This window comes from uncultured Barnesiella sp. (assembly GCF_946496565.1).
Lineage (GTDB): Bacteria > Bacteroidota > Bacteroidia > Bacteroidales > Barnesiellaceae > Barnesiella > Barnesiella merdigallinarum.
In genome coordinates this window covers 70,554-86,690 of the sequence record NZ_CAMMHD010000011.1, presented here as the reverse complement: position 1 = coordinate 86,690, position 16,137 = coordinate 70,554, and the positions used below count along the sequence as shown (strand labels likewise).

The following is a 16,137-nucleotide window of genomic DNA, read 5'->3' as shown; positions in this document are numbered from 1 at the left end:
TCATTAACACCATAGAACACACATTATGTTACACAAAGTGCTTATATGCTCGTTGCTGCTTGCTTCAAGCGCGACTTATTCACAGGCAGTCCAGAAACAGATTCCTCCTTACAAAAACCCCGATCTCCCTATCGAAGAGCGGGTGGAGGATCTGCTGGGCCGCATGACTATTGACGAGAAAATTGCCCAAATACGGCACATTCACTCGTCCGACATTTTCAACGGACAGGAGTTTGATCCTCAAAAACTCTCAAACAAAGCAGGCGACATTGCCTGGGGCTTTGTCGAAGGATTCCCCCTTACCGGCGACAACTGTGCCCGATACATGCGCCCCATACAGAAGTACATGGTCGAGGAGACCCGTCTGGGTATTCCCGTCTTCACCGTAGCCGAATCGCTGCATGGCGTGGTACACGACGGCAACACCGTCTATCCCCAGAACATCGCACTCGGCAGCACGTTCACACCACAACTGGCTCGTGAAAAGGCTCATCACATCGCAAACGACCTTCACAGCATGGGATTCAAACAAGTGCTGGCTCCCTGTATCGATGCCGTGCGCGACTTGCGGTGGGGCCGGGTAGAAGAGTCGTATGGCGAGGACCCCTACCTGTGCGGCCTATTCGCTATCGAAGAGGTGGACGGATACCTCGAAAGCGGCATATCGCCCATGCTCAAACACTACGGGCCTCACGGCAACCCGCTGAGCGGTCTGAATCTGGCGTCGGTGGAATGCGGACTGAGAGACCTGCACGAGATTTATCTCAAGCCTTTCGAAATGGTGGTAAAGAACACGGGGATACTGGCCGTAATGTCGAGCTACAACTCGTGGAACCACGTGCCCAATTCGGCTTCGCACTATATGCTCACCGAAATTCTGCGCAATCAATGGGGATTCAAAGGGTATGTCTACTCCGACTGGGGTGCCATCGAAATGCTCAAAAGCATGCACCGCACGGCCCGCAACTCGTCCGAAGCCGCTATCCAGGCCATTACCGCCGGACTCGATGTCGAAGCCTCGAGCAACTGCTACCCCTTCTTGAAAAGTCTTGTCGAAAAAGGGGTCATCGACGAATCGGTCATCGACACGGCTGTACGCCGGGTCTTGTATGCCAAGTTTGCCTCGGGCCTGTTTGACGACCCCTACGGCAACCGATACGAACAGAACAAACGCCACACTCCCGAGAGCGTAAGGCTGTCGAAGGCCATCGCCGACGAATCGACCGTATTGCTGAAAAACGAAAACAACCTGCTGCCCCTCGACCCCAAACGCCTGAAGTCGATTGCCGTCATCGGCCCCAATGCCGACCAGATACAGTTTGGCGATTACACCTGGAGCCGCAACAACAAAGACGGCATCACTCCGCTGCAAGGTATCAAAAGCCGGGTAGGCAAAAACACCATCGTTCGCTACGCCAAAGGATGTAGCCTGGCTTCGCTCGATACATCGGGCATTGCCGAAGCCGTAGAAGCTGCCCGTCAAAGCGAGGTCGCCGTCATCTTCGGCGGCAGCACCAGTGCGGCTTTCGTACGCGACGGTTACAAAAATTCGACCTGCGGCGAGGGCTTCGACCTCAACGATCTGAACCTCACCGGAGCCCAGACCCAACTCATCCGTGCGGTATACGGCACGGGTACCCCCGTCATTCTCGTACTGGTAACGGGCAAACCGTTTGCCATCGAGTGGGAGAAGAACAACCTCCCCGCCATACTCGTGCAGTGGTATGCCGGTGAACAGGCCGGAAACTCCATCGCCGACATTCTGTTCGGCCGGGTAAATCCCTCGGGACGCCTTACCTTCTCCTTCCCCCGAAGCACCGGCCATCTGCCCGTCTACTACAACTACCTCCCCTCCGACCGAGGCTTCTACCACAATCCGGGCAGTTACGACGCTCCGGGCCGCGACTATGTATTCTCCTCGCCCACGGCGCTCTACTCCTTCGGATACGGTCTCTCCTACACGTCGTTTGTCTACAAGAATCTCACGACCGACCGCGATAAATATGGCTTGACCGACACCATCAAGGCTACCGTCGAGGTGAAGAATACCGGCAAACGCACCGGAAAAGAGGTGGTACAACTCTACGTGCGCGACAAGGTGAGCACCTATGTAACCCCGATAAGACAATTGCGCGACTTCCTGAAAATCGAGCTGAAGCCGGGCGAAAGCCGCACCGTACATTTGCAGGTTCCCGTAGCCGAACTCTATCTGGTCGATGAACAGAACCACCGATTTGTCGAACCCGGCGAATTCATCATCGAGGCCGGACAGTCGTCCGACAACATTATCCTGACGAAGAGCGTCGTCGTAGGCGAACCTTCGACCATCGGCGACGATGAAGTCGTTGTAGCCTATACCCCGAAAAGCTCGCGGCAAATGCAGGTAAAAGGCGAGGTACGCGACATACAGGCTACCCTCGTACCCGGCATGCAGGTTATCGAGAAGAGCACGGGGAAAACCCTGGCCAAAACCGATGAACGCGGCAGATTCCAGGTAACGACCGGCAACCACGAGTTCCTGGTCTTCAAGAAATCGGGCTACCGCACTGCCGAAATCGAAGTGAACAACCGCAACGTCATCAACATGACCGTCAACTACGGAGAGGATTAACCCTTGTTTACCCACACATCCAACACGATAAAAACAGATATGAAGAAAATCATAATCGCTTGTCTGTGGTGCTGCATATCCCTGTTTGCGGGATATGCGGCGCAAGACACCCCGCTGAATATCACTCCTGCCCCTCAAGAGATGACCGTGAAAAGCGGCACTTTCGCCCTCACGCCTCAAACGTCGCTGGTCGTCGGCCGTACCCAACGGGCCGACCTGCAAAAGGTGGCCGCCTACTTTCAGGCCAAAATCAATCGAGCCACCGGCTACGACCTGGCTATCAAAAACAGCGGCAACCACAACTGCATCTCGCTGCAGATAGACCGCTCGCTGAAACTGGGCGACGAAGGCTACCGGTTGAGCGTCACCCCCAAGCGGGTACAGGTCAAGGCCCGCACACCGCAAGGTCTCTTCTACGGCATGCAGTCGGTCATGCAGCTGCTCCCTCCCCAAATCGAGAGCGAGCAACTTGTCGACGGTATCGACTGGACAATGCCCTGTGTCGAAATCGGTGACGAACCGGCCTACGGCTACCGCGGCATGATGCTCGACGTGTGCCGCCACTTCCACGACGTGGAATTCGTCAAGAAACAGCTCGACATCATGGCCATGTTCAAGATGAACTATTTCCACTGGCACCTCACCGACGACCACCTCTGGACCATCGAAGTAAAGAGATACCCCCGCCTCACCGAGGTAGGTTCGGTACGCCACAATGCCGACGGCTCCATACACCGGGGATTTTATACGCAAGAGCAGATTAAAGAGGTAGTCGCCTATGCGGCCGACCGCTTCATCACCGTCATCCCCGAGATTGAGTTGCCGGGTCACGCCCTGGCCGCCCTCACCGCCTACCCCGAATACTCCTGTACCGGCGGCCCGTTTGAGCTGCGCAACAAGTGGGGCGTGGAAGACAACGTCTATTGTGCCGGCAACGACAAGACTTTCGAATTTCTCGAAAACATTCTCGACGAGGTGATTCCCCTCTTCCCGGGCAAATATGTACACATCGGTGGCGACGAATGCCCCAAAAAGAGATGGGAAGCCTGCCCCAAATGCCAGAAACGTATCCAAGATGAAAATCTGAAAGACGAACACGAACTGCAAAGCTACTTTATCCACCGCATCGAGAAAATCATTCTCGAACACGGCAAGGCCATGATTGGCTGGGACGAGATACTCGAAGGCGGACTGGCCCCCTCGGCTACCGTCATGTCGTGGCGGGGCGAAGAGGGCGGTATCGCAGCCGCTTCGATGGGACACGACGTGATTATGACCCCCTCGCCGTGGCTCTATGTCGATGCCGGTCAAGGAGCCGTCGAGGCCGAGCCCATCGCCATCAAGTTTGCCATCATGCTCGACAAAATCTACAACTACGACCCCTCGTCCGAAAAGATTCCCGAGAACCTGCGCCACCATGTACTGGGCGCCCAGTGCAACATGTGGACCGAATATGCCGTCACGCCCGACTATACCGAGTATCTGCTCTACCCGCGCATGCTCGCTCTGGCCGAACTCGACTGGACTCCCAAAGAGAAAAAGGACTATAACTCGTTTGCCCGTCGCCTCGACTCGCAACTGGTACGGCTCGACATGCACCACATCAACTACCACATTCCCCTGCCCGAAGGGCCCATGGCCAACCGCATCGCCTTTACCGACCAGACGACACTGACCTTCCACAACAGCCGCAACTACCCCATGGTCTATACTACCGATGGCAGCGAACCGCAGGCCGGGTCGACCCGATATGAGAATCCGTTGACCTTCGACCGCAACACGACCTTGAAAATCGCTACGCTGCTCCCCTCGGGGAAATTGAGTACGACCCGTACCCTCGAGGTGGTTCGCGAGCCGCTCATGCCGGCAACCGACCAGGCTACCCAACCGGGTATCGAACGGCGACGCACCGAAGGTAACCTCTACTTTGTAAAAGACTTAGAGAGGGCCTACTGGACCGAGCCTCAAGTGGTCAAGGATTTCAGCCTCAAGACCAGTGGCGACGAAAAGGGGGCCTACTGCTACACGGGCTACTTCGAAGTCCCGGCCGACGGTATCTACTACTTCTCTTCCGAGATGGACGAACTGCAAATCGACGGACGGGTGGTCATCAGCAACGACGGCCGACTCGTGCGCCACTCGCACACCCGCAACTCGGTAGCCCTGCAAAAGGGCAAACACGCTTTCCGACTGCTGATGATCAACAACAACATCGGCGGCTACCTGCGTGCCTGGAACAACAAAGGGTTTATATTCGCACCCGAAGGTGGTACGTTGGCCCTGCCCGACCCGGCTACACTCTCTCACTAATCATAAAATCGGCAATTAAAAAAAGAGCGGGGAACCAGCGATGGCTCCCCGCTTTTCATAACGAGTCGGTTCGACACTGCCGCCTGTCGAAAACTTTGTTTTCGCTCTCGTCTCTTGTATCTTTGAATAAGACAGGAGGCGGTTCAGCATAAAAATCAAGTAAACTTGTTTTTCTACTTTCGCCTTTTCGTATCTTTGTAAAAAATAGCAGGCTATGAAGAAAGATAACTATTCACGCAAGGTCCCCGGCTGGTTCAAGGTGTTGATACTGATAACGGCTCTGCCGATTTTCGCCTGGCCCTGGTTGATGAGTCGGGCCACGTCGGCCTTTACCGAGAGCGGTATGGACGACAGTCTGCCGTGGACATTTGTCATGCTTATGCCCCTTTACGTCGTGCTCTCCACCTGGATCAGTTACCGGGTCTATGCCTCCCGGCCCGAGGTGTCGTGGATTTTGCAGGCATTGCAAATTCTGGTCTATATAGCCTTGGCCATACTGGTAGCATAGCACTGAGGCCCATGACTTAAGGATTATAAAGGTCGGGGTTGGAGAAGTTGATAATCTCCATCACCATTTCGTAGGCCTGACGAGCCGGACTCTCGGGATTGATTTCGGTCGCTTTCAAATAATTCTCAATCGCCAATTTCCAGTTCCCCTGTTTCCAGAAGAGGGCTCCTTTCAGGTAATAGGCCCCATCGTCCTGCGGGTCGCAAGCCAAGCGTTCTTCGAGGTGAACGAGTGCCTTCTCCAACTCGTTTTCACCAATCATTCGATTTATATCTTCTATTGAAATCATATCCATTCCAAATTATTGTGTAACAAAGATAGTGAAAAGCACTGCAATGGCAAAAAGAGGACAAAGTTTCGCTCTTGCTTTTGCCGAATGGCTACACGACCCTTATCCTGGGTATGAACAACTGCGACAGTGGAACTCACGGAATTAAAAATCGCACAATCGCTATCTATTTAAAAGATAACGGAATTGAGATTAGAAAGTAAAAAGGGTGTCAATATAAAAAATTGATGTACCTTTGCCCCCGAAATTCTAACACACAAAAAACTATGTCTACTTATACCGAAGATACTCGTAAAGTAACGACTCACCGCCTGATGGAGATGAAGCTCCGCGGCGAAAAGATTTCGATGTTGACCGCCTACGATTTCTCTATGGCGACTCTTATAGACCAGGCCGGTATCGATGTCATTCTGGTTGGCGACTCGGCTTCCAACGTGATGGCGGGCAATGTGACCACGCTGCCCATCACCCTCGACCAGATGATTTATCACGGCAAGTCGGTGGTACGTGCCGTCAAACGGGCGCTGGTGGTTGTCGACATGCCCTTCGGGTCGTACCAGGGCAACTCGAAAGAGGCTGTGGCCTCGGCCATCCGCATCATGAAGGAGACGCACGCCGACTGTGTGAAGATGGAGGGCGGAGCCGAAATACGCGAATCGGTAGAGCGCATACTCAGTGCCGGTATCCCCGTGATGGGTCACCTGGGCCTCACACCCCAGTCGATCAACAAATTCGGCACCTATACCGTACGTGCCCGCGAAGAGGCCGAAGCAAAAAAACTGATCGAGGATGCCCATCTGCTCGAGGAAATCGGCTGCTTTGCCCTCGTACTCGAGAAGATTCCCGCCACGCTGGCTACCCGCGTGGCCGAGGAGCTGACCATCCCCGTAATCGGTATCGGTGCCGGTGGCGGTGTAGACGGCCAGGTGCTCGTGATGCACGACATGCTGGGTATCAACAAAGGGTTCTCGCCCCGCTTCCTTCGTCGGTATGCCGACCTGAGCACTACCATCACCGAAGCGGTTCAGGCCTATATAAAAGATGTAAAGACGCGCGACTTCCCCAACGAGAAGGAGCAATACTAAAAACGGAAACGCAAAAGGAGTTGTGTCGCAGGGCACAGTTCCTTTTTGCTTGACCGGGGGCCATGTGGCCCGAACCGCAAACGGCACCGGCACAACCACCTGCCGTCACAACCGAAGGCCGGTTACCGGCGCTCACCCCCTGCAAACTCCAGCCCAGCCACAAATCGGGGCATGGACAAGAAGACATTCATCACACCATTTGCCAGATAGTATCTTATGATCAAGAACCGTAATCTTTCACTCGACCTGTTGCGGGTCATTGCCTGTTACCTGGTCATGCAACAACATGCCAGCGAGTATTACTACATTGGCGACCAACTCAGTGTCGTCACCGGTAGCAACACCTTCTGGATAGGTATCATCACCTCGCTATGCCGCACGTCGGTACCCCTGTTTGTCATGCTGTCGGGATTTCTGCTGCTCCCGATGCAAGACTCCATCTCCCGGTTCTTCCGCAAGCGGTTCACCCGCATCGTCTACCCCTTTGTCGTCTGGTGCGTCATCTACGCCATCTACTTCATGGCTACACGGGGCGAGTCGGTGGGTGACCTGGCTCTGCACATCCTGCACATCCCCGTCAACTTCGGGTGCGAGATAGGCCATCTGTGGTATATCTACATGCTCATCGGGCTCTACCTGGTTGTCCCCATCATCTCGCCCTGGCTCGAACGGGCCGGCAAACGCGAACTGGAAGGCTACCTGGCCCTGTGGGTTCTCACCACCTTCCTCCCCTACATACACCTGGCCTACCCCGAAGTGCTGGGCGAGGCCTTCTGGAACGACACCCCCCTGCTCTACTACTTCACCGGGTTTATCGGCTATTTCATTCTGGGGTATTACCTGCGAAGATACGGCTACCCCTCGGCACTCCTCTCGTGGGTATTGCTCGTGGCGGGTTATGCCGTCACGGCCGGCCTCTTCTGCGCACGCATCGATACCGTAGCCACCATTCCCGAGCTGGAACTCAGCTGGCGCTTCTGTACCGTAAACGTACTGATGATGTCGTTGGGACTCTTCTCGCTCATCGGCCGGCTGAAACTGAACGGGCAAAGCCGGGGGGCGCAGCTCCTCACCGACATCTCGGTCAAAAGCTACGGTATGTACCTGGCCCACATCATCGTGCTCAACTTCTACTACGACCTGATTCACCCCCTTGCCCAGGCAGCCTACATAGCCATACCCCTCATAGCCGTGTGCACCTTCGTCACCGTCTACCTGCTGGTGAAGGTGATAGCCTGGCTGCCCAAGAGCAAATACATCATCGGATAAGGCCGTCGGGGACCCGACACTACTTCGAGCCCGACTGCTCCTGCGCCTTGAGCAGATCTCTGATTTCGGTCAGCAGCTTCACCTCGGCCGAAGGTTCGGGCGGCGTAGCAGCCGCCTGAGCTTGCGCCTGCGCCTTGCGTTTGGCCGTGAGCCGCGTGATGAGTTTGATGAAGAGGAAAATCGAGAAGGCGATAATCAGGAAGTCGAACGTCATCTGCAGGAAGTTCCCGTAGTTAAGCGTCACGGCCGCCTGTTCCACGCCGTTGACCTCGCGCGGCGCCTTCAGCACCCACTTCAGGTCGGTGAAGTTGACACCCCCTACCAGCACACCCAGGAGCGGCATGATAATATCGGCCACCAGCGAAGAGACAATTTTGCCGAAAGCCCCCCCGATAATCACACCCACGGCCAAGTCGATGACGTTGCCACGCATCGCAAAGTTTTTAAAGTCGGTCCAAAAAGAACTTTTCATAACGGTACATTTTAGTATTACAGATAGATTACTCACATTCAAGGATATGCAAATAAAGAAATTTTTCTTTTATTTTCACATTCGCATACATTGTATTCAAAAAAAATATATACCTTTGCAGTGCAATTTTAGGAGCAAAGTATAAAATTATGAAATATAAAATTGCCTTTTTGCTGGTTTTGCTTGCCCTGATGAGCAGTTGCGCCACTCCATGCGGTTGTTAAACAATATGGCAAGAGCAAATGTTTTTAAGGCAGCGGGTCGGAAAAGAGAAAAAACGCGAGACATTATTTTTATTCAATAAACACTTAAAGTTTTATTACAATGATTAAAGTAGGTATCAATGGTTTTGGCCGCATCGGACGTTTCGTTTTCCGTGCAGCACAAACAAGAAACGACATCCAGATCGTAGGTATTAACGACCTTTGCCCGGTTGACTATTTGGCATACATGTTGAAATACGACACGATGCACGGTCATTTCGATGGCACGATCGAGGCTGATGTTGAGAAAAGTCAATTGATCGTAAACGGTAAAACGATTCGTGTTACCGCCGAAAAGAACCCTGCCGACCTGAAATGGAACGAGGTAGGTGCTGAATATGTAGTAGAATCTACCGGTCTCTTCCTGACCAAAGAAAAAGCTCAAGCTCACATCCAAGCTGGTGCCAAATATGTAGTTATGTCGGCTCCTTCGAAAGATGATACCCCCATGTTCGTTTGCGGTGTAAACGAGAACACTTACGTTAAAGGTACTCAATTCGTATCGAACGCTTCTTGTACGACCAACTGCTTGGCTCCTATCGCCAAAGTATTGAACGACAAATTCGGTATCCTCGATGGTCTTATGACGACGGTTCACTCGACGACGGCTACTCAAAAAACCGTTGACGGTCCTTCGATGAAAGACTGGCGTGGTGGTCGTGCCGCTTCGGGCAACATCATCCCCTCTTCGACGGGTGCTGCCAAAGCCGTAGGTAAAGTTATTCCTTCGTTGAATGGCAAACTGACCGGTATGTCGATGCGTGTTCCGACTCTGGATGTTTCGGTTGTTGACTTGACGGTTAACTTGGCTAAACCGGCTACTTATGCCGAAATCTGCGCCGCTATGAAAGAGGCTTCGGAAGGCGAACTGAAAGGTATCCTCGGTTACACCGAAGACGCAGTTGTATCTTCTGACTTCCTGGGCGATACTCGTACTTCGATCTTCGATGCCAAAGCTGGTATCGCTTTGACCGACACGTTCGTAAAAGTTGTTTCTTGGTATGACAACGAGATCGGTTACTCGAACAAAGTTCTCGACCTGATCGCTCACATGGCTAAAGTAAACGGCTAATCATTATCCACACGATAATACATAAGAAAGCCGACCCTTTATCGGGGTCGGCTTTCTTCGTCTCAATCCGACAGGTACACCCTCGCCATATACCCTTGAAGGCATCCTTCTTTGTGCCACGCCACACCTCTCGGATTTACCGGTCTCACACATATACAACACCATAGCTCGACAAAAAGTTATTCAGCACGGGCAGTATTTCGCCCACGGCCTTGCCCATGTTGCCGGTTACCCGCACCGGCATATCGGTGTACTGCGGCTCGATGCCGCAAATCATCGATACCGCCCGATGCTCTCGCTCGGTCAGCCCAATCTCACACATCAGCATGTAGGCCACGCCGTCAAACTCGATTTCGGCCTCGTGCCGTACCCGCTTGCGCGGTGTCTCGTCGCGCTCGTAAGCCACCAGCCAGTACGATGCCGCCAAGGCGGCCAAAGCCGGTGCTTCCCATTCGATTGTCTTCATTGTTGCTTGCTCCTTTCCTTCGACGCCACTCTGCCAGGGTATATTCACACTGCTTTTACCTGTTTTGCCCGTGTATCTCTTCCCTCTGTTTATAAATTACATAGGTAATATACCCCGGCAGAGTGTTATCAAATATGTTAATTATTAGCCTATTATTTCGTTTATTCAAAAAAAGTTCCTACCTTTGTATGTGGTAATAGCACCACACAAATATACAACTCAAAATCGCATTATGCAAATTATTAAAGGTAATTTTACCATATAAATTTTATACGGCCATGAGCAACGACGATAAAATTATCAGAATCAAAGCGTTAATAGACGACCAGGGAATCACCCAGTCGGAGTTTGCCAAACGCATTGCCATCGATGCTTCCAACTTTTCGAAGCACCTGACCGGCAAATTACCCATCAGCGACTCGCTCATCAACAAAATCGTAGTCGAGTTGGGGGTTTCGAAAGAGTGGCTCTGCTCGGGCAACGGCCCCATGTATGCACCGGTCGGCAGCGCAGCGGGCAGCGACGTGCACAACCACATACGCACCCTCACCCTTCCCTCGGGTGCCATCGTGTCCGAAGTACGCAACGGCGCCAAGGTCTACGGTCTCGACGTCACGGCCGGCAATCTGGGGCGGGACCGCATGTTTACCGACGACCTGGTCATCGGCAGCATCGACGTCCCCTTCATCAACCCCGACTGCAGCATCGTCAAGGTGAGCGGCGACAGCATGAAACCGGTTATCAACAACGGAGACATGATTGCCATTCGCGAAATCAAAAATCCCAACCTCATCTTTTGGGGCCAAATCTACGTCGTACTGCTCGAAGACTACCGCATGGTCAAGTATGTGCGCAAGCACGAAAACCCCGACCGGGTAATCCTGCGCAGCGAAAACAAAGAATATGACGACATCGAAATCGAGAAACGCGACATCTGCGACCTCTTCATCGTCGAGAATATCATACGCATCGACAATCGCATATAAGATGCCGTAAAGAAAAAAATACCAATATCAACGCCAACGAAACATTACCGAGAAATATGCTGACCTTGAAACAAGTAATCGTGGAATCGCACGACGACCTCGAGATATGGTCGTCGATTACCGTGTGGGAGGGTGCACGGCAGGAGCTGGTTATCCAGCTGGAATTTACCGACTATGACGACCCGGACCGAGAGACCAAGACGTCTGCCACACTCGACCGGGACGAGGCTGCTACCCTGGCCAAACATCTGCACATCACCGCCGAGGCTCTACCCCAGGCCCTGTTCGACAGGTATGGCGACACCTCCAATCTGGCGGTACCGTCGGAGGTCGAAGCTCTGTTCCAGGAGATACTCAACTTCATCCTCGACCACGGCGCCCGCTATCGCCTCACCCAGGAGTAGCCCTGCCATCCCCCCGGGGGAGTGAACGGCCTGCCACACATCGGCAACGCTACGAAGCACTACACCGGGGAACCCTATTTTACCCACTCTTTTACAGCAGACAGAGGGACGGGGCAGCATAGCCAAAATTGAAAACTGTGCGTCCCTATTTGCCCAGACCCTCATCTTTTAGTATCTTTACACCCGAATGACGAGAGGTTTATATCAGGAATGAAACAGTTGCTATACATCGCTTTACTACTGTTCTCCGGCCACAGCGTGCTGGCGGCTTCCTACACCTGCCACACCGAGGCGGGCGAGCTGCAAAGTCATATCCCGACCTCCGGCGAGTCGGTCACCCAACTGACCGTCACGGGCACACTCGATGCCCGCGATTTCGCCTACATGGGCGACTCGCTCACCAACCTGAACCTCATCGACCTGGAGGGCTGCACGATTGCCGCCTACGAAAGCCGCGATACCTATCTGGGCAACCAGGCGCGTTTCGAAGCGCACACCCTGCCGGCGCACACCTTTCTCGGATTCCAGAAACTGACGATGGTAAAACTACCAAAAGGCACACAAGTCATCGGCGAGGCCGCCTTTGCCGGATGCCCGGCCCTCACCACCATCGTCTGGGGCGAGCAGTTGCAGAGCATCGGCGACCTGGCTTTCTCGGGCTGCCCGGCACTCGACACCCCGCTGCCTGCCACGTTGCGCAGCATCGGCGAATACAGTTTTGCCGGATGCACCGCCTATACCGAACTGAACCTCGAAAGCGCTCCGCTAAAGTCCATCGGAGCCAACGCCTTCGCCGGCTGTACCCGCCTGGCCGCTATCGCCTTACCAGCTTCGCTGCAAACCATTGGCGACCGTTGCTTTGCCGGCTGCTCGGCCCTCACGGCCATCGCCCTGCCCGCAGCGCTGCAATCGCTGGGTGAAGGTTGCTTCGCCTACTGCACCTCGCTCTCGCAGGTCGATATGAAGCGTATCCTGCTCACCTCGATTCCGGCCTATGCCTTCGACCACTGTACAAGCCTCACGTCGCTGCATACCCCAGCCATGACTGAAGAAATTGGCGAAGGGGCCTTCTACTACTGCACCTCGCTGCTCGACTGCACGCTACCTACCCGACTGCGCGAGATAGCCGACTATGCCTTTGCCGGATGCAGCCGGATGGAACACCTCTCGTTCCTGCCCGAAGGGCTCGAGCGGATAGGCCGGTGGCCCTTCTACGGCATGCGACAACTCTACTCGGCCACGATACCCTCGACCGTCACCTACATCGGCGACCACGCCTTCGACAGCTGTACCCGCCTGGCCGCCGTCATGGCCTACCCCACCGAGCCCCCGGCACTGGGCGAGGAGGTATTCCTCAACGTGCAGCAAGCCGACTGCGCGCTGGGAGCTCCCGACGAGAGCATAGAGCTCTACCGCAACGCTCCGCAGTGGCAGGAGTTCGACATCAGGCACTTCTCCAACCGGGAAGAGATAGCCGACGACCACACCTTGCAAGTCTATTTCGAACACGAAATACTCCGGGTCAAAGCCTCCGACCCCATGCGACAAATCGCCCTCTACACCCTCGACGGGCGCGTTGTACACCGGGAGGAGGGCGAGACCTACGAGTGGGCCATCGACACCCGCTCATACACAGGACCGATATTTGTCCTGTCCATACAAATGCAATCGGGAGAGTACCGCCACCTGAAGGTGGGACGAAACCGGTAATCGACCGCCAGGAACAAAGATGAAATTTCGACTATGGGAAAAAATAAACTGAAAAAATTCGACGATCTGCAGGGATACCCCCACGTGTTCCAATACCCCTTCGGCCTGTTGCAGGAGAAAGGATTCGAAATGCAGGGCAAATGGGGCGAAACCTTCTTCAAGAACGACAACCCCATCGTGCTCGAGCTGGGTTGCGGCAAGGGCGAATATGCCGTAGGGCTGGCCCGTCGCTTTCCGCAAAAGAACTTTATCGGCATCGACATCAAAGGGGCCCGCATGTGGAGCGGTGCCAAACAGGCGCTCGAGGAGGGGATAAAGAATGTAGCCTTCCTGCGGACCAACATCGAGCTGATCGACCGCTTCTTCGGCCCGGGCGAGGTGTCGGAAATCTGGATTACCTTCCCCGACCCGCAGATGAAGAAGGTGCGCAAGCGGCTCACCTCGACCCGCTTCATGGCGCTCTACCAGCAGATACTCACCCCCGACGGGCTCATCCACCTCAAGAGCGACAGCCCCTTCATGTATACCTACACCTGCGAAATGGTGAAGGCCAACGGCTACCCCGTGCAGGTGGCTACCGACGACCTCTACCACTCGGGCATCGCCGACGACATTCTCGAGATAAAGACCTTCTACGAGCAACAGTGGCTCGAGCGGGGCATGAACATCAAGTACATCCGGTTCGTATGCCAGCCGCGCGAACAATTTGTCGAGCCCGACGTTGATATTCCCTACGACACCTACCGGAGTTTCAACCGGGGGAAACGCAGCGGCAAGCAGAGCAGTCAAGACGATACGACAACGAAATAACTTATATATCATGCAGCTATATCCTAAACTGATACTCGACGCACTGGCCAAAGTGCGTTATCCCGGCAACGGAAAAGACCTCGTCGCCAACGGCATGATCGAGGACGACATCCGCATCGACGGCAACAAGGTGAGCTTCTCCATCATCTTCGAGAAGCCCAACGACCCCTTCATCCGCTCGGTCGTGAAGGCGGCCGAAACGGCTATCCTCACCTTCATCAGCCCCGATGTCGACATCAAGGGCAACATCAACGTCAAGAGCAAACAGGTGGCCCGCCCCAACCCCGAGAACCCGCTCCCCGGCGTGAAGAACATCATCGCCGTGTCGTCGGGCAAAGGCGGCGTGGGCAAGTCGACCATCGCCTCGAACCTGGCCGTAGCACTGGCTCGCCTGGGCTACAAGGTGGGTCTGCTCGACGCCGACATCTTCGGCCCCTCGGCCCCCACGATGTTCGACATCGAAGATACCGACGTCTACACCGAGAATATCGGCGGCCGTGACCTCATTCTGCCCGTCGAACGATACGGGGTGAAGATTCTCTCCATCGGCTTCTTCGTGCGCAAGAACGACGCCGTATTGTGGCGGGGCGGCATGGCCAGCAACGCCCTGAAGCAACTCATCACCGATGCCGCCTGGGGCGACCTCGACTACTTCGTGCTCGACCTGCCGCCGGGCACCAGCGACATACACCTCACCCTGGTGCAGACCCTCGCCATCACCGGTGCCATCGTGGTCACCACCCCGCAGGAGGTGGCTCTGGCCGATGCCCGCAAAGGCATCAGCATGTTCACCGGCGACAAGGTGAATGTGCCCATTCTGGGTCTGGTCGAGAACATGAGCTGGTTTACCCCGGCCGAACTACCCGAGAACAAATACTACCTCTTTGGCAAGGATGGCGGCAAACGGCTGGCCGAAGAGGCCGGCGTGCCTCTGCTGGGGCAGATTCCCATCGTGCAGAGCATCTGCGAAAGCGGCGATGCCGGGCACCCCGTAGCCCTCGACGATTCGGTCACCGGGCTCGCCTTCAAACGTCTGGCCGAGGAGGTAGTAAAGGCTGTCGACGAGCGCAACGCCACCCGCCCCTCGACCCAGCGGGTAGAGGTTCACAAGTAATCACAATCCGGCAGGATTGCCCCTATATGGCGAGAGCCGCTGCAAAACTCGATTCGCAGCGGCTCTCGCTCTTTTTATTTCGTTTTGGAGGGTTATACCTCACCGGCCAGCAAACGCGCTACTGTGGCCGGATAGAGCTCGTGCTCGGCCGCATGGACCAGCGTGAAGAGCTCGTCGAGGTCGTGCCCCTCGTAGGGAACGGCACGCTGGGCAATGATGCGCCCGCCGTCGACCGTCTGGTCCACGTAGTGAATGGTCACGCCAAAGACCTTCACCCCATAGTTCAAAGCCTGCTCGACGGCCCGGGCCCCGGGGAATGCCGGCAGCAACGAGGGGTGTATGTTGATGATGCGACCACCGTAGCGCGACAGCAGCGTGTCGGCCACGATGCGCATGTAACCGGCCAGACACACCAGGTCGACACCGGCCTTGTCGAGACGGTCGGCAATGGCACCCTCCATATCGGCTTTCGAGGGATAGGATTTGGGTTGGAAGGCAAAGGTCTCCACCCCGTGACGGGCGGCCCGTTCGACTACGGCAGCCGCCGGCTTGTCGCAAACCAGCAGAACCACCTCGGCCGGAATACGGCCCGACTCGCAGGCCGTTACAATCGCCTCGAAGTTGGTACCGGTGCCGCTGGCAAATATAGCAAGACGTTTCTTTTGAGACATGACACAATTCTTTTTATCACAGGTTTACAAACAGACATGGCGCTCAAAGGCCGGCATCACCGCCGCTTCGAGCGCCATGGTATATTCACACAGAGAG

The 16,137-nt window shown here is 54.9% G+C and carries 15 protein-coding genes; 11 read left to right on the top strand and 4 right to left on the bottom strand.

Features of this window, described 5'->3' with window-relative positions; all coding sequences use genetic code 11:
- Positions 1-25: 25 nt before the first annotated feature.
- The 3 genes from Q1K76_RS07465 (at position 26) to Q1K76_RS07455 (ending at position 5,429) form a co-directional block, all read left to right on the top strand.
- Complete coding sequence (locus Q1K76_RS07465; RefSeq protein ID WP_300132236.1) at positions 26-2,611, top strand: glycoside hydrolase family 3 N-terminal domain-containing protein; 2,586 nt, start codon at positions 26-28, stop codon at positions 2,609-2,611.
- 39 nt (positions 2,612-2,650) lie between these two features.
- Positions 2,651-4,921, top strand: coding sequence for a family 20 glycosylhydrolase (locus Q1K76_RS07460; protein WP_300132233.1), 2,271 nt, complete (start codon positions 2,651-2,653; stop codon positions 4,919-4,921).
- A 214-nt stretch (positions 4,922-5,135) separates the two neighbouring features.
- The gene (locus tag Q1K76_RS07455) at positions 5,136-5,429 is read left to right on the top strand and encodes a hypothetical protein (protein WP_087409388.1); all 294 of its coding nucleotides are present in this window, start codon (positions 5,136-5,138) and stop codon (positions 5,427-5,429) included.
- Positions 5,430-5,445: 16 nt separating this feature from the next.
- On the opposite strand, the gene Q1K76_RS07450 is transcribed toward Q1K76_RS07455, so the two are convergent.
- Positions 5,446-5,718, bottom strand: a complete 273-nt coding sequence (locus tag Q1K76_RS07450) for a tetratricopeptide repeat protein (protein ID WP_241147860.1) — start codon at positions 5,716-5,718, stop codon at positions 5,446-5,448.
- A gap of 266 nt (positions 5,719-5,984) precedes the next feature.
- Here Q1K76_RS07450 and panB point away from each other — a divergent pair, with 266 nt between their 5' ends.
- Together panB and Q1K76_RS07440 are read left to right on the top strand one after the other, a co-directional pair.
- The gene (panB, locus tag Q1K76_RS07445) at positions 5,985-6,803 is read left to right on the top strand and encodes a 3-methyl-2-oxobutanoate hydroxymethyltransferase (RefSeq protein ID WP_087409387.1); all 819 of its coding nucleotides are present in this window, start codon (positions 5,985-5,987) and stop codon (positions 6,801-6,803) included.
- A gap of 216 nt (positions 6,804-7,019) precedes the next feature.
- Positions 7,020-8,072: an acyltransferase family protein gene (locus Q1K76_RS07440; RefSeq protein WP_300132229.1), complete on the top strand. Its 1,053-nt coding sequence runs from the start codon at positions 7,020-7,022 to the stop codon at positions 8,070-8,072.
- 19 nt (positions 8,073-8,091) lie between these two features.
- Here Q1K76_RS07440 and mscL read toward each other — a convergent pair whose 3' ends face one another.
- The gene (mscL, locus tag Q1K76_RS07435) at positions 8,092-8,544 is read right to left on the bottom strand and encodes a large-conductance mechanosensitive channel protein MscL (protein WP_087409385.1); all 453 of its coding nucleotides are present in this window, start codon (positions 8,542-8,544) and stop codon (positions 8,092-8,094) included.
- Between the two features lie 324 nt (positions 8,545-8,868).
- Between mscL and gap the strand changes: the two genes are divergently transcribed.
- Positions 8,869-9,879, top strand: a complete 1,011-nt coding sequence (gap, locus tag Q1K76_RS07430) for a type I glyceraldehyde-3-phosphate dehydrogenase (protein ID WP_025278431.1) — start codon at positions 8,869-8,871, stop codon at positions 9,877-9,879.
- Positions 9,880-10,024: 145 nt separating this feature from the next.
- On the opposite strand, the gene Q1K76_RS07425 is transcribed toward gap, so the two are convergent.
- Positions 10,025-10,345, bottom strand: a complete 321-nt coding sequence (locus Q1K76_RS07425) for a hypothetical protein (RefSeq protein ID WP_258327729.1) — start codon at positions 10,343-10,345, stop codon at positions 10,025-10,027.
- A gap of 278 nt (positions 10,346-10,623) precedes the next feature.
- On the opposite strand from Q1K76_RS07425, the gene Q1K76_RS07420 reads away from it, so the two are divergent.
- From Q1K76_RS07420 to Q1K76_RS07400, 5 genes are all read left to right on the top strand, one after another.
- Positions 10,624-11,331 carry a S24 family peptidase gene (locus tag Q1K76_RS07420; protein ID WP_300132225.1) on the top strand — a complete coding sequence of 236 codons (708 nt, stop codon included), beginning with the start codon at positions 10,624-10,626 and terminating at the stop codon, positions 11,329-11,331.
- A gap of 56 nt (positions 11,332-11,387) precedes the next feature.
- Positions 11,388-11,735, top strand: coding sequence for a hypothetical protein (locus Q1K76_RS07415; protein WP_258327727.1), 348 nt, complete (start codon positions 11,388-11,390; stop codon positions 11,733-11,735).
- Between the two features lie 210 nt (positions 11,736-11,945).
- On the top strand, positions 11,946-13,445 hold the full coding sequence (locus Q1K76_RS07410) for a leucine-rich repeat domain-containing protein (RefSeq protein WP_300132222.1): 1,500 nt from the start codon (positions 11,946-11,948) through the stop codon (positions 13,443-13,445).
- Positions 13,446-13,478: 33 nt separating this feature from the next.
- On the top strand, positions 13,479-14,255 hold the full coding sequence (trmB, locus tag Q1K76_RS07405) for a tRNA (guanosine(46)-N7)-methyltransferase TrmB (RefSeq protein ID WP_087409380.1): 777 nt from the start codon (positions 13,479-13,481) through the stop codon (positions 14,253-14,255).
- A 10-nt stretch (positions 14,256-14,265) separates the two neighbouring features.
- Positions 14,266-15,369, top strand: a complete 1,104-nt coding sequence (locus Q1K76_RS07400; protein ID WP_258327724.1) for an Mrp/NBP35 family ATP-binding protein — start codon at positions 14,266-14,268, stop codon at positions 15,367-15,369.
- 92 nt (positions 15,370-15,461) lie between these two features.
- Here the strand turns inward: Q1K76_RS07400 and purN are convergent, their stop codons facing one another.
- The gene (gene purN / locus Q1K76_RS07395; protein ID WP_300132218.1) at positions 15,462-16,040 is read right to left on the bottom strand and encodes a phosphoribosylglycinamide formyltransferase; all 579 of its coding nucleotides are present in this window, start codon (positions 16,038-16,040) and stop codon (positions 15,462-15,464) included.
- Between the last annotated feature and the right edge of the window lie 97 nt (positions 16,041-16,137).

What these genes read in the sequence shown, in the direction of transcription:
- Q1K76_RS07465 (WP_300132236.1), top strand. Translation starts at nt 26, where the DNA reads ATGTTACACAAAGTGCTTATATGCTCGTTGCTGCTTGCTTCAAGCGCG.
- Q1K76_RS07460 (WP_300132233.1), top strand. Translation starts at nt 2,651, where the DNA reads ATGAAGAAAATCATAATCGCTTGTCTGTGGTGCTGCATATCCCTGTTT.
- Q1K76_RS07455 (WP_087409388.1), top strand. Translation starts at nt 5,136, where the DNA reads ATGAAGAAAGATAACTATTCACGCAAGGTCCCCGGCTGGTTCAAGGTG.
- Q1K76_RS07450 (WP_241147860.1), bottom strand. Translation starts at nt 5,718, where the DNA reads ATGATTTCAATAGAAGATATAAATCGAATGATTGGTGAAAACGAGTTG.
- panB (WP_087409387.1), top strand. Translation starts at nt 5,985, where the DNA reads ATGTCTACTTATACCGAAGATACTCGTAAAGTAACGACTCACCGCCTG.
- Q1K76_RS07440 (WP_300132229.1), top strand. Translation starts at nt 7,020, where the DNA reads ATGATCAAGAACCGTAATCTTTCACTCGACCTGTTGCGGGTCATTGCC.
- mscL (WP_087409385.1), bottom strand. Translation starts at nt 8,544, where the DNA reads ATGAAAAGTTCTTTTTGGACCGACTTTAAAAACTTTGCGATGCGTGGC.
- gap (WP_025278431.1), top strand. Translation starts at nt 8,869, where the DNA reads ATGATTAAAGTAGGTATCAATGGTTTTGGCCGCATCGGACGTTTCGTT.
- Q1K76_RS07425 (WP_258327729.1), bottom strand. Translation starts at nt 10,345, where the DNA reads ATGAAGACAATCGAATGGGAAGCACCGGCTTTGGCCGCCTTGGCGGCA.
- Q1K76_RS07420 (WP_300132225.1), top strand. Translation starts at nt 10,624, where the DNA reads ATGAGCAACGACGATAAAATTATCAGAATCAAAGCGTTAATAGACGAC.
- Q1K76_RS07415 (WP_258327727.1), top strand. Translation starts at nt 11,388, where the DNA reads ATGCTGACCTTGAAACAAGTAATCGTGGAATCGCACGACGACCTCGAG.
- Q1K76_RS07410 (WP_300132222.1), top strand. Translation starts at nt 11,946, where the DNA reads ATGAAACAGTTGCTATACATCGCTTTACTACTGTTCTCCGGCCACAGC.
- trmB (WP_087409380.1), top strand. Translation starts at nt 13,479, where the DNA reads ATGGGAAAAAATAAACTGAAAAAATTCGACGATCTGCAGGGATACCCC.
- Q1K76_RS07400 (WP_258327724.1), top strand. Translation starts at nt 14,266, where the DNA reads ATGCAGCTATATCCTAAACTGATACTCGACGCACTGGCCAAAGTGCGT.
- purN (WP_300132218.1), bottom strand. Translation starts at nt 16,040, where the DNA reads ATGTCTCAAAAGAAACGTCTTGCTATATTTGCCAGCGGCACCGGTACC.